Source organism: Streptomyces sp. NPDC029044 (assembly GCF_040637495.1).
Taxonomy (GTDB): domain Bacteria; phylum Actinomycetota; class Actinomycetes; order Streptomycetales; family Streptomycetaceae; genus Streptomyces.
Map to the genome: position 1 here is coordinate 78,064 of NZ_JBEZWN010000017.1, position 20,940 is coordinate 99,003.

A 20,940-nucleotide genomic window follows, 5' to 3' on the forward strand; every position below is an offset into this window, starting at 1 on the left:
GCCAACCGGGAGAACCTGCCTTGAGTCGTGAAACTGACACTCCGTCCTCCGGGCCCAACGGGCGCGGTGGAGCCGCCTACCCGTCGGGTACGCCGCCGTACGGGACCCCGACGGTCTCCGACGCCGGTGCGGACGCGGGCCGTTCCGCCACACGGCCGGAGGAACGCAAGACCGAGACCACGCTGACGACCCGGATCCGGATCAACATCCCCGGGTCGCGGCCGATTCCGCCCGTGGTCGTGCGCAAGCCCGTCGCGGAGGCGGAAGGCCCGGCCGACACCGACACGCGCGGTGACGAGCCGACAGCGCCGGGCGCCGCCCCGTCCCCCGGCATGGCCGAGTCGCCCGCCGAGCCCGCCCAGCCGGGCGACGACAAGCCGGCCAGCGACTGGTTCGCGCCGCGCAAGTCCGGTGGAGGCAAGGGCGGTCCGGGCAGCGGCTCCACCAACGGGGCCGGGCTGCCGGGCGGTTCGGGTCCGGCGGCGGGCGGCCCCGCTGCCGGCACGCCGGGTGCCGGTGCCGGTGCGTCCGGCGGGGCCCGGCCGGGTGCCGGGCGGCCCGGAGGCGTGGTCGGGTCCATGAGCGCGCCGGGCGGCTCCCGCTCCGGCGGCACGAACGGTGCCGGGCTCCCCGGCGGTGCGACCGGTGGCCCCGTCGCGCCCGGGCACGGCGGCGGCACCGGCTCCTTCGACGTCACCGAGGCCCTGGCGGCGGGCCCGCTGGGCAACGGCTCGCGTCCCGCGCCGGGCGGCGGCGAACCCCGCCGCGACGATCTGCCGTACTTCTCCGAGAACGGACAGGGCGGCTACGACGGCCAGGGCGGCGGCCCCAGCGCCGCCAACGGCTTCGGCGAGCCGGGCGCGCCCGCCGCGCAGGGCCCGGCCGGCCCGACCGGCGGACCGGTCACCGGCGACGGCCCGATGGTGCCACCGGCCGGCTTCGACGCACCCGGTGGTCCTGGTGCCCCCGGCGGCTTCGGCAACGAGCCGGGCGGACCCGGTGGCCGGACGGGCCCGGGCGCCTTCGACGCACCCGGTGGTCCTGGTGCCCCCGGCGGCTTCGGCGACCCGGCCCGGTCCGGCGCTCCCGAGGCCTTCAACGACCCGGGCCGCTCCGGTGCTCCTGGCGGCCCCGGCTCCTCCGGCGGCCCCGGCGGCTTCGGCGACCCGGGCCGGCCCGGCGCTCCCGAGGCCTTCAACGACCCGGGCCGCTCCGGTGCCCCTGGCGGCCCCGGCTCCTCCGGCGGCCCCGGCGGCTTCGGCGACCCGGCTCGCTCCGGCGCTCCCGAGGCCTTCACCAACCCCGGCCGGCCGGGAGGCCCCGGCGCACCCGCCGGGCCCGGAGCCATAGGCGGCGGCCCCGGTGCCCCCGGCGGCCCTGCGGGGCCGGGCACCCAGGGCGGCACCCCCGCTCCCGGCGCCGCAGGCCCCGGCCCCGGCGGCGGCATGAGCGACGACACCGCCGTCCTCACCCCGCAGAAGCCGGCCCCCGAACCGCCGGACGGCCAGGGCTACGGCCCCCGGCACGACAACGTCTCCGGGCACACGGTCACCAGCGGCATCCCCGTCGTGCCGTCCGGCGCGGCCTCGCCGTTCGGCCCGGGCGCCCCCGGTGACGGCCCGGCGCCGCACACGGCCCCGAAGCTGCCCGAGCCGGTCTCCCCGCCCCCGGCGAGCTCCTCCAAGGCGCCGAAGAAGAAGGGCCGCAGCAAGCTCGTGCTGCTCGCGGTCGGCGTGGTCGTGGCCGCCGGTGGCGTCTACGGCGCCGGCCTGCTGATGAACCGCACCGACGTGCCCAAGGGCACCACCGTGCTCGGCGTCGACATCGGCGGCACCACCCGCGACGGCGCGGTCCGCAAGCTCGACGAGGCCTTCGACGACCGCGTCGGCAAGGAGCTGAAGCTGTCGGTGGGCGGCAAGACCGTCGCCCTCGACCCGGACAACGCGGGCCTCCAGTTCGACATGGACGCCACGGCCGACACGGCGGCCAAGAGCGACTACAACCCGGTCTCCGTGATCGCCTCGCTCTTCGGCAACCACCGCGTCGTCACGCCGGTCATGCCCGTCGACGAGGAGAAGCTGCACGCCTCCCTGGAGGACGCGGCGGGCGGCTCCGGCGCGTCGACCGACGGCACGATCGAGTTCAAGGACGGCAAGGCCGTCCCCGTGTACGGCAAGGTGGGCAAGGGCATCGACCTCGCCAAGGCGACGACCACGGTGGAGGAGGCGTACCGCACCCAGGTGGAGACCGGCACGGCCGGCACGGTGAACCTCCCGACCACCACCCGCCAGCCGACGGTCTCGAACGCCGAGGTGGACCGGGTCCTGAAGGACTTCGCGCAGCCCGCGATGTCGGCCAAGGCCTTCGTGCAGACCGACCCGGCGCACAGCATCCCGTTCGGCGCGCTGTCACTGCCGAAGATCCTCAGCTTCAAGGCCGTCGACGGCAAGCTCGTGGACACCTACAACCTCAAGGCGCTCCAGGAGGCGTACGGCACGACCTTCGACGGCGTGCAGATCGAGGGCGCGAGCGGCAAGCGCGACGTCACGCCGCAGGACGTCGTCACGGCCCTGCGCAAGGCCCTGCGCGGCAAGACGCCCGCGGAGCGCGTCGGAGTCATCGACACCACGCCGAACTGACCTCCGGCCACCGCCGTACGCCGCACGAGAGCCCCTGCCCGGTGAGGGCGGGGGCGCTCGTCGTCACCGCATCGGCATGACACCTGTCATGCGGCACTCCGGACACCCGGCACTGCCCCCGCCGGCACCCCCGAAGCCACCATGGCCGTATGACAACGACAGCCCCGGTGGTCGAGTTCGACCAGGTGAGCAAGGCATACGACGCCGTCCGGGCCGTGGACGGACTGACCCTCGGTCTCAGCCCCGGTCAGACCGTGGCGCTGCTCGGTCCCAACGGTGCCGGCAAGTCCACCACCCTCGATCTGCTGCTCGGCCTCAAGAGGCCCGACAGCGGCACGGTCCGTCTCTTCGGCACCAGCCCCCGGGACGCCATCGTCGCCGGGCGTGTGGGCGCCATGCTGCAGAGCGGCGGCCTCATGGACGAGGTCACGGTCGCCGAACTGGTGCGGCTCGCCTGCGACCTGCACCCGAAGCCGTACCGCCCCTCCGAGGTCCTGGCGCGCGCGGGCGTCGCCCAGATCGCCGACCGCAAGGTCGACAAGCTCTCCGGCGGCCAGGCCCAGCGCGTCCGTTTCGCCCTGGCCACCGCGGGCGACAGCGACCTCATCGTGCTGGACGAGCCCACCACCGGCATGGACGTCACCACGCGCCAGGCATTCTGGGCCACCATGCGCGAACAGGCCGACCAGGGCCGGACCGTGCTCTTCGCCACCCACTACCTCGAAGAGGCCGACGCCGTCGCCGACCGGGTCCTCGTGCTGCACCGCGGCCGGCTCCTCGCCGACGGCACGGCCGCCGAGATCAAGGCCAAGGCGGGCGCCCGCCGGGTTTCCTTCGACGTCACGGGCGCCATCGACGAACCCGCCCTGCGCGCCCTGCCGTTCCTGACCGGGATCGACATCTCCGGCCGGACCGTGCGCATCCAGTCCTCCGACGCCGACGCGACCGTCCACGCCCTGTACGGCCTCGGCGTCTACCCCCGCAACCTCGAAGTCGCCGGGCTCGGCCTGGAGCAGGCCTTCGTCGCCATCACCACCGCCGAGGAGGCGAAGTCCCGGTGAACACGCTGATCAGGCTGGAACTCACCCGCGCCCTGCGCAACCGCAAGTTCCTCTTCTTCTCCGTGATCTACCCGTCGGTGCTGTTCCTGCTCATCGCGGGCAACGCCGACAGCACCACGAAGATCCCCGGCACCGGCCTGACCGTCCCGACCTACATGATGGTCTCCATGGCGTCCTTCGGCGCCCTCACCGCCGTCCTCATGGGCAACAGCGAGCGCATCGCCAAGGAACGCGAGGGCGGCTGGGTGCGCCAGCTGCGCCTCACCACCCTGCCGGGCCGCGGCTACGTCCTCGCCAAGACCGCGAGCGCCGCCGTCGTCAGCCTGCCGTCCATCGTCATCGTCTTCGCCGTCGCCGCGGCGGTGAAGGACGTACGTCTGGCTGCCTGGCAGTGGCTCGCCCTCACCGGCGCGATCTGGGCCGGCAGTTTCGTCTTCGCGGCGCTCGGCGTCGCCATCGGCTACCTGGCCAGTGGGGACGCGGTCCGCCCGATCACGATGATCACCTACTTCGGCCTGTCCATGCTGGGCGGCCTGTGGATGCCCACGACGAGCTTCCCGGACTGGCTCCAGGACATCGCGAAGTGGCTGCCCACGCACGCGTACGCTGCACTCGGGCGGGCCATCGAGCAGAGCCGTGCCCCGCACGTCCAGGACCTCGCCGTCCTGGTGGTGTCGTTCGTCCTGTTCGCGGGCGGCGCTGCCTGGCTGTACCGGAAGGACACCCTGAAGGCGTGAGCGGCGTCGGATTCGGCATGGGGCAGCGCCCGGTGAACCGCCGGCAGCGGGCGGTGAAGTCGCTGTGGACCGGCATCTGGCTGGTCTACCTGAGCGCGCCCGTCACCGACCTGCTGCACGGCGGCCACAGCACGGGCGTGACGACCCTCGGCTGGATCGGCCTGGCCGCGTTCGTCACCTGGTACATGCTGCTGGTCTTCCGTACCGGCCGGGGAGAGCGCAACACCCTGGTGCTCGCCTCGCTCGGGGTCCTCGCGGCCCAGTCCACGCTCCTCGCCCTGACCCTGGGCCGCGAGTGGCTGGTGCTGTTCGTGTACGTCTCCATCGCCTCCGGGGCGGCCCTGCCCCTGCGCATGGCCCGCTGGACGATCCCGGCCGCCTGCGCGCTGCTGACCACGGTGGCGCTCGCGACGCACGACGGAATGGCCTACCTGGCCGGCCTCCTCATCCCGGCCCTGCTCGGCGGCTTCGCGATGACCGGCGTACGCGAACTCGTGCGGACCACCATCGCGCTGCGCGAGGCCCGCGCCACCGTCGCCCAGCTCGCCGCCAACGAGGAGCGCCTGCGCCTGGCCCGGGACCTGCACGACCTGCTCGGCCACTCCCTGTCCCTGATCACGCTGAAGAGCGAGCTGGCCGGGCGCATGCTGCCCGGCCGGCCCGACCAGGCGGCCCAGCAGGTCGCCGACATCGAGCAGGTCAGCCGCCAGGCCCTGGTCGACGTACGCGAGGCCGTCACCGGCTACCGCCGCCCCCGCCTGCACGCCGAACTCGCCGGTGCCCGGGCCGCCCTGGCCGCGGCCGGCGTCACCGCCGAACTGCCCGCCGAGCCCGGCCTCGACGGAGTTCCCGAGGAGAGCGAGTCCGCCCTCGCCTGGGCATTGCGCGAAGCGGTCACCAACGTCGTGCGGCACAGCGGTGCCCGCCGCTGCACGGTCGAGCTGCTGCGCCGCCAGACCCTCGACGGACCGGTGCTGGAACTCACCGTCGAGGACAACGGCTCGGGCGGCCCGGACGCCGGCCACGGAAACGGCCTCGCGGGCCTCACCGAACGCCTCACCAAGGCCGGCGGCACCCTGGAGGCGGGCCCGCTCAAGCACGGCTTCCGCCTGGTCGCCCGCGTGCCGACGGCCGGAGCGGCGGACGTAGGATCCCCGGCATGAGCCGCACGATCAAGGTCCTGCTCGCCGAGGACCAGTCGATGGTCCGCGAGGCCCTGGCCGCCCTGCTCGGCCTGGAGGAGGACATCGAGGTCGTCGCCCAGGTGGCCCGCGGCGACGAGGTCCTGCGGGCGGCCCGCGAACACGCGGTCGACGTGGCCCTCCTGGACATCGAGATGCCCGGCCTGACGGGCATCGAGGCCGCGGCCCGGCTGCACGCCGAACTCCCGGCCGTGAAGCTGGTCGTCCTCACCACCTTCGGCCGCCCCGGATACCTCCGCAGCGCCATGGAGTCCGGCGCCGACGCCTTTCTGGTCAAGGACGCTCCCGCCGCCCAGCTCGCCGAGGCGGTCCGCAAGGTCCTCACCGGCGAACGGGTCATCGACCCCACCCTCGCGGCAGCGGCCCTCGCGGACGGCGCCAACCCGCTGACGGACCGGGAGCGCGAGGTCCTCCGGGCCGCCGCCGACGGCTCCACCAACGCCGAACTGGCAGCGTCCCTGCACCTCTCCCAGGGCACGGTCCGCAACTACCTCAGCACAGCCATCCAGAAGCTGGCCGTGAGAAACCGCGCGGAGGCGATCCGGACAGCACGTGAAAAGGGCTGGTTGTAAAGCTCTCAGGGGCGCGGGGAACTGCGCGATCAACCACGACGAGCCCGCACACGCACACCACGCGCAGCCCTACGGCGAGAGGTCAGTTCAACATCGCCCTGGCCGCCAAGGCCTCCCCCCGCACCCGCTCCGCGGCCCCCTCATCCACCGCCGAGACGACCTCCGCGTAGGCCTCCAGCTCCGAGGCCCCGCCCAGGAACTCCCCCCGCCGCACGAGCAACTGCGCCCGCTCGTACCGCAACCGCGCCGGATGCGAGGGCAGCAGCAACGACAACTCGACCGCCCACAACGCCACGTCCGACCGCTCGGGACGGGCCGCGGCCCACGCCCGCACGTTGTTCAGGATCCGCAGCACCACATCCAGCGGATCGGCCGGCCGCAGCATCGACGGGTCGACCCCCCTCCCCGTCGCCCCGACCACCATCAACTCGGCGTCCGCTCCCGACAGCACCCGCCCACCGTCGAACGGATCCGCCAGCACCTGCCCCTCGTCGGGCCCGAACCCGACCACGAAATGCCCCGGCAGGGCCACCCCGTACACCGGCGCCCCGGCCCGCCGGGCCACCTCCATCCACACCACGGACAACAGGATCGGCAGCCCCCTGCGGCGCACCAGCACCTCGTGCAGCAGCGAGGACTCCAAGCGCTGGTAGTCGCCGGGGGTCCCGTGGAACCCCATCCGCTCACCGAGCAGCTCGCGCAGGGCCACCGCCCACGCGCGCGGTCCCCCGGGCCGGAACGGCAGCAGCCCGGCCAGCCGGTCCAGCTCGACCTGCGCGGCGTCCAGACCCGCCTCGTCCAGCTCCCGGTCCGCCTCCGCGCCCACCAGCAGGCACAGCGTCGACAGATCGGGCCGCTCGGACCGGGCCTCTTCGGCGAACCGCCGCCGCAGCTCGGCGGACCGTTCGGGGGACGGGGGGTACGGGGGACGCATATCTGGCTCGTGCCCTCTCACGACGATCGGTTACCGGCCGGTGCCGTGGGCGTCCGGCGCCCGGTAATGGTGGTAGGCGTGGTGCGCGGTGAAGCCCATCGGGGCGTACAGCGCCCGCGCTCCCGCGTTGTCGGCCTCGACCTGGAGCCACGCGGCCGACGCCCCCTCGTCGAGCGCCCGCCGGGCGAGCGCGGCCATCACGGCCGTGCCGAGCCCCTGCCGCCGCAGCGCCGGATCGACCTCGACGGCGGCGAACCCGGCCCACCGGCCGTCGACGACGCACCGCCCGATGGCGGCCGGAGGCGCCCCCTCGGTCGCCCCGGGAACGGTCGCGAACCACACCGACGGCCCGCCCCGGAGCACCCGCAGCGCCACCTCGCTCACGCCCTTGCGCTGGTACCGGGCCAGCCACCCCTCACCGGCCTCCCGGGACAGCGCGACGCCCGCCGGGTCACCCCGGTCGGCGACCGGCGCCAGCGGCCCGGTCCACAGCTCGGCGGTCACCTCCCGCACCCAGCCCCGCCGCTCCAGCTCCGCGCAGAGCAGTTCCTGCGTCCCCTCGGCGCCGGTCGCGGTCTGGACGTAGGCGGGCAGCCCGCGCTCGCCGTACCACCGCCGCACGGCGTCCAGGGCCTCGTCCAGGGGCAGGCCAGGCGCGCCCAGCGGCAGCACCGAGTTGGCCCGCCGCGTGAACCCGGACGCGGCCCGCAGCTCCCACGCGCCGAGCCGCTCGCTCTCCACGGGCCGCCAGGCCCGCGCGGCGACCCGGGCCAGCTCCTCGTACGAGGCGGCCGGACCGCGGCGACGCGCCGGTGCCGCGGGCACGGCCTTGCCCGCGACCAGCGCGGATTCCGCGATACGGACACTCTCGCCGCTCTTGCGTGTGATCAGCAGCACACCGTTGTCCCATGATGTGAGAACACCGACCGTATCGGTGAACTTCTCACCCGGGGGACCATGTTCGATCAAGCTCCGGACGGAGACCCGTTTGCCCACGTCAGCAGCGGTGATGCGGACCTCGAGGCGCCCGGCGGCAGAGATTTCCACAGGTCAGTTCACCCCTCCTGTTCGGATCATGCCCAAGAACGGAGATACTAGGGGCGGGCATCGACGACGCCGCGCTCCCGCGCGCCAGGCGGCGGAGCCTGAGGAGGCCCGCCAGCGCCCTATCGAGGAGGAACGACAGCGTGACCTACGTCATCGCGCAGCCTTGTGTCGACGTCAAGGACAAGGCGTGCATCGAGGAGTGCCCGGTCGACTGCATCTACGAGGGCCAGCGGTCCTTGTACATCCACCCGGACGAATGCGTCGACTGTGGTGCCTGTGAGCCGGTCTGCCCGGTCGAGGCGATCTTCTACGAGGACGACACTCCCGAGGAGTGGAAGGACTACTACAAGGCGAACGTCGAGTTCTTCGACGAGCTCGGTTCGCCCGGCGGAGCCAGCAAGCTGGGGCTGATCGAGCGCGACCACCCCTTCGTCGCCGCGCTGCCGCCGCAGAACCAGTAAGAGCGGCCCGCACTCCGTGCCGCCTCGGTCCCGTACGGCCCGATCAGCCCGCTGATCGCCGTACGGGGCCGAGGCGTTTGCCGTAACCGGCTCGTACGTACGAGAAAGTGAGCCAGAACCCGTGTCCGCAGTCTCCGACCGCCTGCCCACCTTCCCCTGGGACAAGCTGACCCCGTACAAGGCCACGGCCGCCGCCCATCCGGACGGCATCGTCGACCTGTCCGTCGGCACCCCGGTCGACCCGGTACCCGAGCTGATCCAGAAGGCGCTGGTGGCCGCGGCCGACTCGCCGGGCTATCCGACCGTCTGGGGTACGCCCGAACTGCGCGACGCGATCACCGGCTGGGTCGAGCGCCGCCTCGGCGCCCGGGAGGTCACCCACCGCCACGTGCTGCCGATCGTCGGCTCCAAGGAACTCGTCGCCTGGCTCCCCACCCAGCTGGGCCTCGGCCCCGGCGACCGGGTGGCCCACCCGCGCCTGGCCTACCCGACGTACGAGGTCGGCGCCCGCCTGGCCCGCGCCGAGCACGAGGCCTACGACGACCCGACGGAGCTGGACCCCGAGGGCCTGAAGCTGCTCTGGCTGAACTCCCCGTCCAACCCCACGGGCAAGGTGCTGTCCAAGGAGGAGCTGACCCGGATCGTCGCCTGGGCCCGCTCGCACGGCGTCCTGCTCTTCTCCGACGAGTGCTACCTGGAGCTGGGCTGGGAGGCCGACCCGGTCTCGGTGCTGCACCCGGACGTCAACGGCGGCTCCTACGACGGCATCGTCTCCGTCCACTCGCTCTCCAAGCGCTCGAACCTCGCCGGCTACCGCGCGGCCTTCCTGGCGGGTGACCCGGCGGTCCTCGGCCCGCTGCTGGAGATCCGCAAGCACGGCGGCATGATGACGTCGGCTCCGACGCAGGCGGCGGTGATCGCGGCCCTCGGCGACGACGACCACGTCCGTGTCCAGCGCGAGCGCTACGTCTCCCGCCGCGAGCTGCTGCGCGAGGCCCTGGTCACCCACGGCTTCCGCATCGAGCACAGCGAGGCCAGCCTCTACCTGTGGGCCACCCGGGGCGAATCCTGCTGGGACACGGTCGACCACCTCGCCAAGCGGGGCATCCTCGTGGCTCCGGGCGACTTCTACGGCCCGGCCGGTGCCGAGTTCGTCCGGGTGGCGCTGACGGCGACGGACGAGAGGGTGGCGGCGGCCGTACAGCGGCTGTGACCGCGGCCGAGCACACCGAAGGGGCCCGGGGAAGCTCCCCGGGCCCCTTCGACGTCACAACGCGGCTGCGTCAGCCGACCGGCAGGCTCTTCACCGGCAGGGAGTCCGCGGACGGCACGCCACCCTTGGTCAGGGAGTCCGTGGGCAGACCGCCCTTGGCCGAACCGGCCGTGTCACCGACCAGCTGCCCGGCGGAGCCCGCCGCGTCACCGGCCGCCTTCTGCGCCACGGGCGTGGTCTTCTTGACCGTCTGGCCACCGGTCTTGCCCGCGGCCGGCACCGCCTTCTTGACGGTCTTGCCGCCGGTGTCACCCGCGGACTCGGTGACGTTCTGAGCCGCGCCGTCGACGGTGTTGCCGACGTTGGCCCCGTCCACGGCGGTCAGGCCGCCGAGGTTCGGGGTGGCGGGCAGCTCGGGGGCCGCGCTGGCGGAGCCGGCCGCACCGACCCCGGCAGCCGCTCCCGCAGCGACGATCAGCGCGGCACGGGCGATCCGGCGGGTCAGGGGGAGGGACATGGTGCTCCTTCGACGGGAGAGAACAATGAGCTTCGTGAAGTGTCCGACCGGGTCCGGCAGTTGATCGACCGGCTGTGGATCACCCCGGCTCGGACGCAGTGACTACCGCTCGAAGCCCGCGAAGGTTGCGGCAGCGCAACGTAAAGAGTTGGTAATGCGTCGCATTATCGGCTGCGGATAAAAACGGTCAAAGAGGCCTGGTCGCGCACCTCCGCCGAATCCTTCCAGCCCTGTGTTCCCAAGGGTTCTCGCGGCGGCCCGGGTGAGGGGGCGAAAACCTGCGCACACCGTCGCCGCAGGGGCGCGCGGGTAACCCCACGGGGTGAGTTCCCGCACCCCTGCGCGATCTAGCGCATCGTGACGATACGGACCGCGTCCGTGTCCCGTTCCGCGCCCGCGGTGCCCTTCGCCGAGGGCTCCCGCCACTGGCTCGCGGTGTTCCCGGCGACCCACTCCCGCCCCGCGTAGGTGACCCGGGCGATGTGCAGCTCGGAGGCGTTGGCCACGGCCCAGTGCGCCAGCTGCCAGCCGCGCTGGTCCAGGCTCCGCCCGCCGGCGGAGGGCGTGTCGGCGCTCACCGGGAGCGTCACGGTGCGTCCGCCGGAGCCGTCCGACCCGCTCGGGGAGGGCGTCGGCGTGGCCGCCGGGGAGCCGCCCACCGTGGCGCCGGCCGGCTCCAGCACGTCCCGTCCGAAGTCGCGCACCAGCGCGGCACGCACCCCGCTCGGGCCCGAGGCCCGGGTCGCGGCCGGGCGGCCCTCGCAGGTCAGCGTGGCCGCGGACTGCCCGGTGAGGGCCGCGGCGAGCAGTGCGGCGTCCGGCTCGTGCTTGGCGTAGGCCTGCGGGAAGCCGCTGCGCTGCACGCGCTGTGCCGCGACGGTGAGCGGCAGCCGGGTGTAGCCGGGCACCTTGACCAGGTGGTCGTAGAACTCACCGGCCGAGTACGTCGGGTCCATGATCTCCTTCGGCGTGCCCCAGCCCTGCGAGGGCCGCTGCTGGAACAGGCCGAGGGAGTCCCGGTCGCCGTGCTTGATGTTGCGCAGGGCCGACTCCTGCAGCGCGGTCGCGAGCGCGATGGTCACGGCCCGCTCGGGCAGACCACGCGCGGTTCCCACGGCGGTGATGGTGGCGGCGTTGACCGCCTGCTCGGGCGTGAACCGGTACGTCGCCCCGTCGCCCCTGCCGGAGACGACCTTGCAGCCCGGTCCGCCCGAGCCCCCGGTGACGTACTGCACGACGAGGTACCCGACGACCGCGAGCAGGGCCACGAGGGCGGCTCCGCATCGGAATAGGCGGCCACGGCGCTTGGGAGAGGACTGCTCTGGCACGCCGTACAAGGTACTGGAGAGTACGGAGTGGCATGTGCCGGGTGTGGAGAGTGAGGCCGGGGTCTGGCGCGTTAGGGTCGACGGCATGGCCGACACCTCGCTTGACCTCACGCTGGACGCCGCGGAGCTCACCGCCCGGCTCGTCGACTTCCGTTCCGAGAGCGGCACCGAGAAGCCCCTCGCCGACGCGATCGAGACCGCGCTGCGCGCCCTGCCCCACCTGACGGTCGACCGGTACGGCAACAACGTCGTGGCCCGCACGAGCCTGGGCTGTTCGGAGCGGGTGATCCTGGCCGGGCACATCGACACCGTGCCGATCGCGGACAACGTCCCGTCCCGGCTCGACGAGGACGGCGTCCTGTGGGGCTGCGGCACGTGTGACATGAAGTCCGGCGTCGCCGTGCAGCTGCGCATCGCGGCCACGGTCCCGGCTCCCAATCGCGACCTGACCTTCGTCTTCTACGACAACGAGGAGGTCGCCGCCGAGCTGAACGGCCTCAAGCACGTCTCCGAGGCGCACCCCGAGTGGCTGGAGGGCGATTTCGCGGTGCTCCTGGAGCCGTCGGACGGCCAGGTCGAGGGCGGCTGCCAGGGCACCCTGCGGGTGCTGCTGAAGACCACGGGCGAGCGGGCCCACTCGGCACGCGGCTGGATGGGCTCCAACGCGATCCACGCCGCCGCCCCGATCCTCGCCCGCCTGGCCTCCTACGAACCCCGCTGGCCGGTCATCGACGGCCTGGGGTACCGCGAGGGGCTGAACGCGGTCGGCATCGGCGGGGGAGTGGCCGGCAACGTCATCCCCGACGAGTGCGTCGTCACCGTCAACTTCCGCTACGCGCCCGACCGCACGCCCGAGGAGGCGGTCGCCCACGTCCGTGAGGTCTTCGCGGACTGCGGGGTGGAGGAGTTCGAGGTCGTCGACCACAGCGGCGCGGCGATGCCCGGACTGTCCCACCCGGCGGCCAAGGCGTTCATCGAAGCGGTCGGCGGCACCCCGATGCCGAAGTACGGCTGGACGGACGTCTCCCGCTTCTCCGCGCTCGGCGTCCCGGCGGTCAACTACGGCCCCGGGAACCCCCACTTGGCGCACAAGCGGGACGAGCGCGTGGAGATCGCCAAGATCCTCGCGGGCGAGGAGCGCCTGCGGAACTGGCTGACCGCCTGACCCCACCGGGACGCCGTCGTGTTTACGGCGCTCCATCGCGGACATGCTCACGTCCCTCGTTCGTAACCCGCGTAGATCTACGCTGAGGTGGAAAGACAGGCACGACGGAGGGAGCGCACATGGCGACCGGCAACCCCGAGGGGAAGAAGCAGCCGCCGGAGGAAAAGCGCCTGGGCCCGGTCCTCCAGAGGCGGGACCAGGTGCAGGCCAGCACCACCGACCAGCGGCTGCTGGACGAGCGGGCGCCCTCCGACTGGGTCCACACCGACCCCTGGCGCGTGCTGCGCATCCAGTCGGAGTTCATCGAGGGCTTCGGCACGCTCGCCGAACTGCCGCCCGCGATCAGCGTGTTCGGTTCGGCCCGGACGCCTGCCGACTCACCCGAGTACGAGGCGGGGGTCCGGCTGGGGCGGGGCCTGGTGGACGCCGGCTTCGCGGTCATCACGGGCGGTGGCCCGGGCGCGATGGAGGCGGCCAACAAGGGCGCCCTGGAGGCCAAGGGCGTCTCGGTCGGCCTCGGCATCGAGCTGCCGTTCGAGCAGGGACTGAACCCGTACGTCGACATCGGCCTGAACTTCCGCTACTTCTTCGTCCGGAAAATGATGTTCGTCAAGTACGCCCAGGGCTTCGTCGTCCTGCCCGGCGGCCTCGGCACCCTCGACGAACTCTTCGAGGCCCTCACGCTGGTCCAGACCCAGAAGGTCACGCGCTTCCCGATCGTCCTCTTCGGCAGCGACTACTGGGGCGGCCTGGTCGACTGGCTCCGCGACACGGTGATCGCCCAGGGCAAGGCGGCGGAGAAGGACCTGCTGCTGTTCCACGTGACGGACGACGTGGACGAGGCGGTGGCGTTGGTGTCGAAGGAGGCGGGGCGCTGAGGGGCTTGTCGAGCCCAGCCTTCCGTCCGACCGATTCGGGTGGCGGGTGGGCATAGGTCCGGGGGTCCAGGGGGCTGAGCCCCCTGGTACCTCGGTCAGGCCAGCCCGCGCCGGGCGACGGCAGGACCCCGATGCCCCGCGATCGCCGAGACCATCTCCAGCACCTGCCGCGTCTCGGCGACCTCGTGCACCCGGTACACCCGCGCCCCCAGCCACGCGGACACCGCCGTCGTCGCCAGCGTCCCCACGACCCGTTCCTTCACCGGCCGGTCCAGCGTCTCGCCCACGAAGTCCTTGTTGGACAGCGACACCAGCACCGGCCACCCCGTGGCGACCATCTCGTCGAGCCGCCGCGTCGCCTCCAGGCTGTGGCGCGTGTTCTTCCCGAAGTCATGCCCCGGGTCGATCATGATCGACTCCCGCGGCACCCCCAGCGCGAGCGCCCGCTCGGCCAGCCCGACCGTCACGCCCAGGATGTCCGCCATGACGTCGTCGTACTCGATCCGGTGCGGCCGGGTCCGAGGCTCCGCTCCGCCGGCGTGGGTGCACACCAGCCCCACCCGATGACGCGCGGCGACCTCCGCCAGCCCCGGATCGACCCCGCCCCACGCGTCGTTCAACAGATCGGCCCCGGCCTCGCAGACCGCCTCGCCGACCTCGGCCCGCCAGGTGTCCACGCTGATGACCACGTCCGGGAACCGCCGCCGCACCTCCGCCACGAATCCCACCGTCCGGCGGGCCTCCTCCTCGGCCGTGACCTCCTCGCCCGGACCGGCCTTGACCCCGCCGATGTCGATGATCGCGGCGCCCTCGGCCACGGCCTGCTCCACGCGCGCGAGGGCGGGCTCGTCGCGGAAGGTGGCGCCCCGGTCGTAGAAGGAGTCCGGGGTGCGGTTCACGATCGCCATGATCACCGGCTCGTGCGTCCCGAATTCCCGCCTGCCCAGCCTGAGCATCCCCTGTGACCTTTCCTGGTACGTCCCGTCTTCCGCCGCCTGCGACCCTAACCGCCGGACGCTCATGGCACGATCGGAGCCTGACAACATCCGACTCGGAGGACTTCCGAAGAGTCCGATCCATCCGACCGTGGGGGCCCCGCGATGGTTATGTTCCTGTTCCTGGTCGTCGCGCTCGCCGTCGTGGTCGCCGCGGTGACGCTGGCCGTGGTGGGCGGCGGCGAGAACGGTCCGCTGCCCGAGGCCGCCCCCGAGCGGCTGCGGGACCCGCTGCCCCCGGACCGCCCGGTCGGCCGCGCGGACGTGGAGGGCCTGCGCTTCCCGCTCGCCGCCCGCGGCTACCGCATGGCGGACGTGGACGACGCCCTCAGCCGCCTGGGTGCCGAGCTCGCCGAGCGCGACGCCCGCATCGCCGATCTGGAGTCGGCCCTCGCCGGAGCCCGGTCCTCCGGCCACGGATCGGTGCGCGCGTCCGGGGAGAACCACGTGTCCATGGACAAGCCCGCCCCCGGCAAGGAGGACCGGCCGTGAGCGACGGCGCCGCCCTGGCCGGCCCGGACGGCGCGCTGCGCTGCCCCTGGGCCCTGTCCGCCCCGGAGTACGTGGCGTACCACGACGAGGAGTGGGGCCGCCCGGTCCACGGCGACGACGCGCTCTTCGAGCGCCTCAGCCTGGAGGCCTTCCAGTCCGGCCTGTCCTGGATCACGATCCTGCGCCGCCGCCCCGGCTTCCGCGCCGCCTTCGCCGACTTCAAGATCGCTTCGGTCGCCGCCTTCACCGACGACGACCGCGAGCGCCTCCTGGCCGACGCCGGCATCATCCGCAACCGCGGCAAGATCGACGCGACCCTCGCCAACGCGCGGGCGCTGACGGAGTGGTCCCCGGGCGAACTGGACGCGCTGATCTGGTCCCACGCCCCCGACCCGGCCGGTCGCCCAACCCCGAAGACCCTCTCCGACGTCCCGCCCGTCACCCCCGAGTCGACGGCCCTGTCCAAGGCCCTGAAGAAGCGGGGCCTGCGCTTCGTGGGCCCGACGACGGCGTACGCGCTGATGCAGGCGTGCGGTCTGGTGGACGATCACCTGGAGACCTGCGTCGCCAGGAGGGGCGCGTAGGGGGGCGCGGGACGAGCTCTAGCGCCCCAGGTACTTCGGCTTCTCCTTGTTGACGAAGGCCTGCACGGCGATCGCGTGATCCTCGGAGGAGCCGGCCCGGGTCTGGAGCTCGTCCTCCTTCTCCAGGGCCTCCTCCAAGGAGTGCGTCAGCCCGAACGCCACCGACTCCTTCAGCGCCGCGTACGCCACCGTCGGGCCCTCGGCCAGCGCCCGCGCCACCTTCTCGGCCTCCGCCCGCAGGTCACCCGCCGGCACCAGCCGGTTGGCGATGCCCAGCTCGTACGCCTCCTGCGCGCTGATGCTCCGCGGGAAGAGCAGCAGGTCGGCGGCCCGGCCCGGGCCGATCACCCGCGGCAGCGTCCAGGAGATCCCCGAGTCGGCGGTCAGCGCCACCCCGGCGAACGAGGTGTTGAACGCCGCCGTGTCCGCCACGATCCGGTAGTCAGCGGCGAGCGCGAAGCCGAAGCCCGCCCCGGCCGCCACCCCGTTCACCGCGGCGACGACGGGCTTGGCCGCCCCGGCCAGCGCCCGCACGATCGGGTTGTAGTGCTCCCGGACCGTGTTCATGGTCTGCCGGGAGCCGGTCTCCCGGTCCTGGACCAGCAGCCCGATGTGCTCCTTGAGGTCCTGTCCGACGCAGAACGCCCGGTCACCTGCGGCCGTCAGCAGCACCGCGCGTACGGCGCCGTCACCCGCCGCCGACTCGACCGCCTCCCGCAGGGCGACCTTGGCCGCCACGTTCAGCGCGTTCATCGCCTCCGGGCGGTTCAGCGTGATCGTCGCGAGTCCGTCGCTCACCTCGTAGAGCACGGTGTCGGTCATGCGTATCCCCTCCGGGTCGCGGATGGGGACGTACCGGCCGGTACGTCCCGGGTCTGCAGGACAGCATGACGGAGATCGCGGACGGGGAACCGGACCGGACGTGTGACCTGCGTCAAACAATTCTCGTCCGGATCGGTTCGGCGGATGTGTGTGCGGCGGCGGAGTATCGCAGTTTCATCGCCGAATTGAGTGGTTTTGCTCGCGTGCGTTGCCCAAGCGATGCCTACTGATGTTGGTCATCGGGTCCTGAGATGCGGGATAATGGCTTGGAAGCAATGTGTTCGATGCCGGTGTCGCGTGTCCTGCCACAAGGAACCGCACGTGTGCCCTTCTCAGGGGCCGTCGGCTTTGACGATGAGCTGGGTTTCAGGAAGGGGAACGAGCATGGCGGCCATGAAGCCGCGGACGGGTGATGGCCCGCTCGAGGTGACCAAGGAGGGGCGGGGCATCGTCATGCGCGTTCCGCTCGAAGGCGGCGGTCGGCTCGTCGTCGAGCTGACCCCGGACGAGGCCGACGCGCTGGGCGACGCCCTCAAGAAGGTCGTCGGCTGACGCGCAAGCGACCATACCCTTTCAGTTGCCCCGGCATCACCCGTGATGCCGGGGCGGCTGTTTTCTCACCGATGACACTCGCCTGCCCCCGCTCAGGCTCCGCTAACGTGTCATCCGGTCAGCGTTTCACCGCGCACAGCAGCCCGTCGCCCACCGGCAGCAGTGACGGCACCAGCTCCTGGCTCTCGCGCACCGCACGCAGCAGCTCGCGCAGCCGCAGCACCTCCGTGGGCTGCGGACCGGAGTCCACCGTGCGGCCGTTCGCGAAGGCGCCCTCGAAAACGACCAGCCCGCCGGTGCGCAGCAGACGCAACGATTCAGCGAGGTAGTCCATGACCTCCAGGCGATCACCGTCGCAGAAGACCAGGTCATAACCGGCGTCCGCGAGGCGGGGCAGCACGTCCAGGGCGCGGCCCGGGATGAAGCGGGCCCGGTTGCTGGCGAAGCCGCAGGCACGGAAGGCCTGGCGGGCGAACTGCTGGTGCTCCGGCTCCGGGTCCACGGTCGTCAGAACACCGTCGGGCCGCATACCGTGCAGGAGGTGGATGCCGGAGACTCCGCAGCCGGTCCCGATCTCCGCCACGGCCTTCGCGTCGACGGACGCGGCCAGCAACCGCAGCGCGGCGCCCGTGCCGGGCGTCACCGAGCGCAGCCCTGCCTCACGGGCCCGGTCCCGGGCCCAGTGCAGCGCTTCGTCCTCGGCGACATAGGCGTCGGCGAACGCCCAGCTCGTCTGCCGGTTGCCGGTAATGACCCTCTCCTGTCCCCGTGAATGCCTGGGCGTGACTGTATCCGTTGGGCACGGGAACCCGCAGATGGGACCGGTCGTTTAAAGGGATGAGCAAGTGGCGCGGGCCGGGACGGGGGGCGGGCGGTGGATCAGGACGCGAAGCAGGACGTCGTACACGTGCCGACGCAGCAGTACGAGGCGTATCAGCCCAGATCAAATTCTCGTAAAACCGCTTATCCGGTCCTAACGGGCGAGGTGGCTATGGTAGGGGCTCCACTGGACACCACCAGAGCTGACAGGGGAGGTGCGGCTGCGCCTGTGGATCGCGGAGGAGTGCTCCGGCGCTTCCTCGGATCGGCGGGCAGGCCGACATCCGTGAACGACACCGCTGCTGACCACAGTCACGCCGCTGACTTCGCCCAGACCGCGACCTTCACCACCGACGCGGACGGGCAGGCGTGGACTCCGCCCACGTGGGAGGAGATCGTCAGCACGCACAGCGGCCGGGTCTACCGGCTCGCCTACCGTCTGACCGGCAACCAGCACGACGCGGAGGACCTCACGCAGGAGGTCTTCGTCCGCGTCTTCCGCTCCCTGTCGACGTACACGCCGGGCACCTTCGAGGGCTGGCTGCACCGCATCACCACGAACCTGTTCCTGGACATGGTCCGCCGCAAGCAGCGCATCCGTTTCGACGCGCTCGGCGAGGACGCGGCCGAGCGGCTGCCCAGCAAGGAGCCCACGCCGCAGCAGGTTTTCAACGACGCGCACTTCGACGCGGACGTCCAGCAGGCCCTCGACACCCTCGCCCCCGAGTTCCGCGCCGCGGTCGTCCTGTGCGACATCGAGGGACTGTCGTACGAGGAGATCGCCGCGACCCTCGGCGTCAAGCTCGGGACGGTCCGCTCGCGGATCCACCGCGGCCGCTCCCAGCTGCGCAAGGCCCTTGCGCACCGCTCTCCGGAGGCCCGTGCCGAGCGCCGCTCCTTCGTGCCCCGTGTTCCCGCCCTGGGAGGAGGGGGCGCGAGCGCGTGAGCGGATCTCGGCCGAAAGCCTCCGAGGGTCACCTTGCAGAGCAGCATCTGGGAGACCGACTCTCCGCCCTGGTGGACGGAGAGCTCGGTCATGACGCGCGTGAGCGCGTACTGGCGCACGTGGCCACCTGCCCGAAGTGCAAGGCGGAGGTGGACGCCCAGCGCCGGCTGAAGAACGTCTTCGCCGAGGCGGCCCCGCCGCCCCCCTCCGAGAGCTTCCTGGCCCGCCTGCAGGGACTACCCGCGGGCGGCGGCCCGGACGGTGATCTCACACCGCCGGGCGGAGGAGGGCTGCCCGGAGGACTGTCCGGCCGGTTCGGATCGTCCGGTGCGTTCGGAGTGAAGCGCGGCGAGCGGTTCGAGTTCGGGTACGCCCCGTCCCGGCCGCACCTGCCCGGCCTTCCCGCCTCCCCGGGAAGCCCGAGCCTGCCCTCCGACGGCGGTGCTCTGCCCCCGGACCACCGGGGCCTGCCCTCGGGGAAGGGGTTCCGCATTCACGAGGTCGGCCGGCCCGACACCGAACGGTCATCGTCGCGGCTGCGGTTCGCGTTCGTCGCCGCCGGTGCCGTCTCCCTGGCCGCGATCGCGCTGGGTGGCGTCTCCACCGTCACCCCGGCCGACACGGAGGCCCGCGGCGGCCAGGGTTCGGGCAGCAACGTGACCCCGATGCGCACCCAGGGCACCGGCCCTGCGACCCCGACCGAGTCCCAGCGCCGCCGGACGGCGCCGCTGCTCGGGCAGGCGCACGGCCAGGACGTGCTCGGGCACGGCCCGGTCGCCCCGACCGAGGTGTCCGCGCCGCTGCTGCCCGGAGTGCCGTCCACCGTCCGGCACCACGCGCTGCACGCGCTGACCGCCCCGGTGATGGCCGGTGCGGCCGCCATGTCCCCGCTGATACGTCCGCTCGAAGCGGCCACGCCCGCCGCCCTGACCTCGTGGTCCACGGTCCCCCAGATCACGGCCCCCCTGTTCGCCGAGCCCCTCCCGGAGGCGGCCTCGTCCCCGACGTCCCCCGCCTCCTCACGTACGGCTCGCTGACCGGCCTCTGCGCACCGGCCCGCGAACCTGATTGAATCCGGGGGTTGTCGCCCACGGCCGAGGTGTGGCCGGGCGCCGATTCGACGAACCGCGGCCACGGCGACGAGCCGTGCCGCGGCTGTGGGGAGAGCATGAACGAGGGGAAGCCCACGAAAGCGAAGTGGTGGAGCCGTCCACGGCCGCAGGAGCTTGCGGAAGAGCCGGAGGGTACGGACGGGGCCGTCGAGCAGGACCCGGGCGCGCACGGGCCGGTGACGGCCGCGGCGGCGCCGACCGGCACCGACGGGGACTTCGAACTGGCGCGGTCGGTGGCTCGCCCCGCCGAGGACGGCGACTACGAGTTGAGGCGCCCCGAGGCGGTTCCGTCCGGGGGGCCGGCCGGAGGTTTGGAGAAGCCTGTCGCACCGGCACCCGGCGCGAGGGAGACCGCCCCCGGCCAGGCCGCCCGAGAGGCGGTTGCCTCGGTCCCCGCCGCCCGGGCGCCCGGCGGCCAGGACGCCCCCGCCGCCTCCGTCCCGTCCGCCGGACCGCCCCAGGGCGCTCCCAGGCCGTTGCACGACCCCGACCCCTACAGCACCCCGCCCTACGGCGAACCCGGCCCCTGGGCGCCCGCGCCTCCCGTGCAGCACCCGGCGAGGACTCCCGCGCAGGGCGTGGCGATACCGGGGCAGCAGCCGACCGTGCCGGGCGCCCCCGCCGCGCCGCCGGGACACGCCACCACCCCTCCTGCCCCGCCCTCGGGCGTTCCCTCGCCCGTGCCGACGGAGAGGCCGCCGTCCGCCGGCGATCATGGGCCTGCATCGCCCGTGCCGACGGAGAGGCCGCCGTCCGCCGGCGATCACGGGCCTGCATCGCCCGTGCCGACGGAGAGGCCGCCGTCCGCCGGCGATCACGGGCCTGCATCGCCCGTGCCGACGGAGAGGCCGCCGTCCGCCGGCG

The 20,940-nt window shown here is 73.1% G+C and carries 22 protein-coding genes and 1 pseudogene; 16 read left to right on the forward strand and 7 right to left on the reverse strand.

The window, feature by feature from the left end:
* Positions 1-20: 20 nt before the first annotated feature.
* The 5 genes from AB0E85_RS16775 (at position 21) to AB0E85_RS16795 (ending at position 6,211) form a co-directional block, all read left to right on the forward strand.
* The gene (locus AB0E85_RS16775; protein ID WP_361927248.1) at positions 21-2,639 is read left to right on the forward strand and encodes a hypothetical protein; all 2,619 of its coding nucleotides are present in this window, start codon (positions 21-23) and stop codon (positions 2,637-2,639) included.
* 149 nt (positions 2,640-2,788) lie between these two features.
* Positions 2,789-3,700, forward strand: a complete 912-nt coding sequence (locus AB0E85_RS16780) for an ABC transporter ATP-binding protein (RefSeq protein ID WP_361927250.1) — start codon at positions 2,789-2,791, stop codon at positions 3,698-3,700.
* A complete protein-coding gene (locus AB0E85_RS16785; RefSeq protein ID WP_361927252.1) occupies positions 3,697-4,437 on the forward strand; it encodes an ABC transporter permease in 741 nt (246 codons plus the stop codon). The genes AB0E85_RS16780 and AB0E85_RS16785 overlap by 4 nt, the downstream gene beginning before the upstream one ends.
* On the forward strand, positions 4,434-5,600 hold the full coding sequence (locus tag AB0E85_RS16790) for a sensor histidine kinase (protein ID WP_361927255.1): 1,167 nt from the start codon (positions 4,434-4,436) through the stop codon (positions 5,598-5,600). Before AB0E85_RS16785 ends, AB0E85_RS16790 begins: the two co-directional genes overlap by 4 nt.
* Positions 5,597-6,211: a response regulator transcription factor gene (locus AB0E85_RS16795; protein WP_361927257.1), complete on the forward strand. Its 615-nt coding sequence runs from the start codon at positions 5,597-5,599 to the stop codon at positions 6,209-6,211. The genes AB0E85_RS16790 and AB0E85_RS16795 overlap by 4 nt, the downstream gene beginning before the upstream one ends.
* An 82-nt stretch (positions 6,212-6,293) precedes the next feature.
* On the opposite strand, the gene AB0E85_RS16800 is transcribed toward AB0E85_RS16795, so the two are convergent.
* A complete protein-coding gene (locus tag AB0E85_RS16800; RefSeq protein ID WP_361927260.1) occupies positions 6,294-7,145 on the reverse strand; it encodes a transglutaminase-like domain-containing protein in 852 nt (283 codons plus the stop codon).
* A gap of 30 nt (positions 7,146-7,175) precedes the next feature.
* Positions 7,176-8,192, reverse strand: coding sequence for a GNAT family N-acetyltransferase (locus AB0E85_RS16805; RefSeq protein ID WP_361927262.1), 1,017 nt, complete (start codon positions 8,190-8,192; stop codon positions 7,176-7,178).
* 140 nt (positions 8,193-8,332) lie between these two features.
* Here AB0E85_RS16805 and fdxA point away from each other — a divergent pair, with 140 nt between their 5' ends.
* Positions 8,333-8,653, forward strand: a complete 321-nt coding sequence (gene fdxA, locus AB0E85_RS16810; RefSeq protein ID WP_003973842.1) for a ferredoxin — start codon at positions 8,333-8,335, stop codon at positions 8,651-8,653.
* A 121-nt stretch (positions 8,654-8,774) separates the two neighbouring features.
* A complete protein-coding gene (locus AB0E85_RS16815) occupies positions 8,775-9,866 on the forward strand; it encodes a bifunctional succinyldiaminopimelate transaminase/glutamate-prephenate aminotransferase (protein WP_361927265.1) in 1,092 nt (363 codons plus the stop codon).
* Positions 9,867-9,936: 70 nt separating this feature from the next.
* On the opposite strand, the gene AB0E85_RS16820 is transcribed toward AB0E85_RS16815, so the two are convergent.
* On the reverse strand, positions 9,937-10,383 hold the full coding sequence (locus tag AB0E85_RS16820) for an ATP-binding protein (RefSeq protein WP_361927268.1): 447 nt from the start codon (positions 10,381-10,383) through the stop codon (positions 9,937-9,939).
* A gap of 347 nt (positions 10,384-10,730) precedes the next feature.
* Positions 10,731-11,651 (reverse strand): heavy metal transporter, encoded by a 921-nt coding sequence (locus tag AB0E85_RS16825; protein ID WP_361927270.1) that lies wholly within the window; start codon positions 11,649-11,651, stop codon positions 10,731-10,733.
* A 145-nt stretch (positions 11,652-11,796) separates the two neighbouring features.
* Here AB0E85_RS16825 and dapE point away from each other — a divergent pair, with 145 nt between their 5' ends.
* Together dapE and AB0E85_RS16835 are read left to right on the forward strand one after the other, a co-directional pair.
* Complete coding sequence (gene dapE / locus AB0E85_RS16830; RefSeq protein WP_361927273.1) at positions 11,797-12,876, forward strand: succinyl-diaminopimelate desuccinylase; 1,080 nt, start codon at positions 11,797-11,799, stop codon at positions 12,874-12,876.
* A 119-nt stretch (positions 12,877-12,995) separates the two neighbouring features.
* Entirely contained in the window at positions 12,996-13,754 is a 759-nt protein-coding gene (locus tag AB0E85_RS16835; RefSeq protein WP_361927276.1) for a TIGR00730 family Rossman fold protein, read from the forward strand.
* Positions 13,755-13,849: 95 nt separating this feature from the next.
* Here AB0E85_RS16835 and folP read toward each other — a convergent pair whose 3' ends face one another.
* Positions 13,850-14,710, reverse strand: a complete 861-nt coding sequence (folP, locus tag AB0E85_RS16840; RefSeq protein ID WP_361927279.1) for a dihydropteroate synthase — start codon at positions 14,708-14,710, stop codon at positions 13,850-13,852.
* Between the two features lie 144 nt (positions 14,711-14,854).
* On the opposite strand from folP, the gene AB0E85_RS16845 reads away from it, so the two are divergent.
* Positions 14,855-15,241, forward strand: coding sequence for a DivIVA domain-containing protein (locus tag AB0E85_RS16845; protein ID WP_361927282.1), 387 nt, complete (start codon positions 14,855-14,857; stop codon positions 15,239-15,241).
* On the forward strand, positions 15,238-15,825 hold the full coding sequence (locus AB0E85_RS16850) for a DNA-3-methyladenine glycosylase I (protein ID WP_361927285.1): 588 nt from the start codon (positions 15,238-15,240) through the stop codon (positions 15,823-15,825). Before AB0E85_RS16845 ends, AB0E85_RS16850 begins: the two co-directional genes overlap by 4 nt.
* Positions 15,826-15,843: 18 nt before the next feature.
* Here AB0E85_RS16850 and AB0E85_RS16855 read toward each other — a convergent pair whose 3' ends face one another.
* Positions 15,844-16,647, reverse strand: coding sequence for an enoyl-CoA hydratase-related protein (locus AB0E85_RS16855; protein WP_361927287.1), 804 nt, complete (start codon positions 16,645-16,647; stop codon positions 15,844-15,846).
* 65 nt (positions 16,648-16,712) lie between these two features.
* Between AB0E85_RS16855 and AB0E85_RS16860 the strand changes: the two genes are divergently transcribed.
* Together AB0E85_RS16860 and AB0E85_RS16865 are read left to right on the forward strand one after the other, a co-directional pair.
* Positions 16,713-16,877 carry a hypothetical protein gene (locus tag AB0E85_RS16860; RefSeq protein ID WP_361927290.1) on the forward strand — a complete coding sequence of 55 codons (165 nt, stop codon included), beginning with the start codon at positions 16,713-16,715 and terminating at the stop codon, positions 16,875-16,877.
* Between the two features lie 154 nt (positions 16,878-17,031).
* On the forward strand, positions 17,032-17,199 hold the full coding sequence (locus AB0E85_RS16865; RefSeq protein WP_003966491.1) for a DUF3117 domain-containing protein: 168 nt from the start codon (positions 17,032-17,034) through the stop codon (positions 17,197-17,199).
* Between the two features lie 118 nt (positions 17,200-17,317).
* On the opposite strand, the gene AB0E85_RS16870 is transcribed toward AB0E85_RS16865, so the two are convergent.
* Positions 17,318-18,016 carry an O-methyltransferase gene (locus AB0E85_RS16870; protein ID WP_269465895.1) on the reverse strand — a complete coding sequence of 233 codons (699 nt, stop codon included), beginning with the start codon at positions 18,014-18,016 and terminating at the stop codon, positions 17,318-17,320.
* 246 nt (positions 18,017-18,262) lie between these two features.
* Here AB0E85_RS16870 and sigE point away from each other — a divergent pair, with 246 nt between their 5' ends.
* The 3 genes and pseudogenes from sigE to AB0E85_RS16885 all read left to right on the forward strand — a co-directional run.
* On the forward strand, positions 18,263-18,964 hold the full coding sequence (sigE, locus tag AB0E85_RS16875) for an RNA polymerase sigma factor SigE (RefSeq protein ID WP_033311073.1): 702 nt from the start codon (positions 18,263-18,265) through the stop codon (positions 18,962-18,964).
* Positions 18,961-20,001 (forward strand): zf-HC2 domain-containing protein, encoded by a 1,041-nt coding sequence (locus AB0E85_RS16880; RefSeq protein WP_361927293.1) that lies wholly within the window; start codon positions 18,961-18,963, stop codon positions 19,999-20,001. The genes sigE and AB0E85_RS16880 overlap by 4 nt, the downstream gene beginning before the upstream one ends.
* Before the next feature lie 131 nt (positions 20,002-20,132).
* Positions 20,133-20,940 (forward strand): annotated as a pseudogene (locus tag AB0E85_RS16885) (protease); the annotation flags it as partial.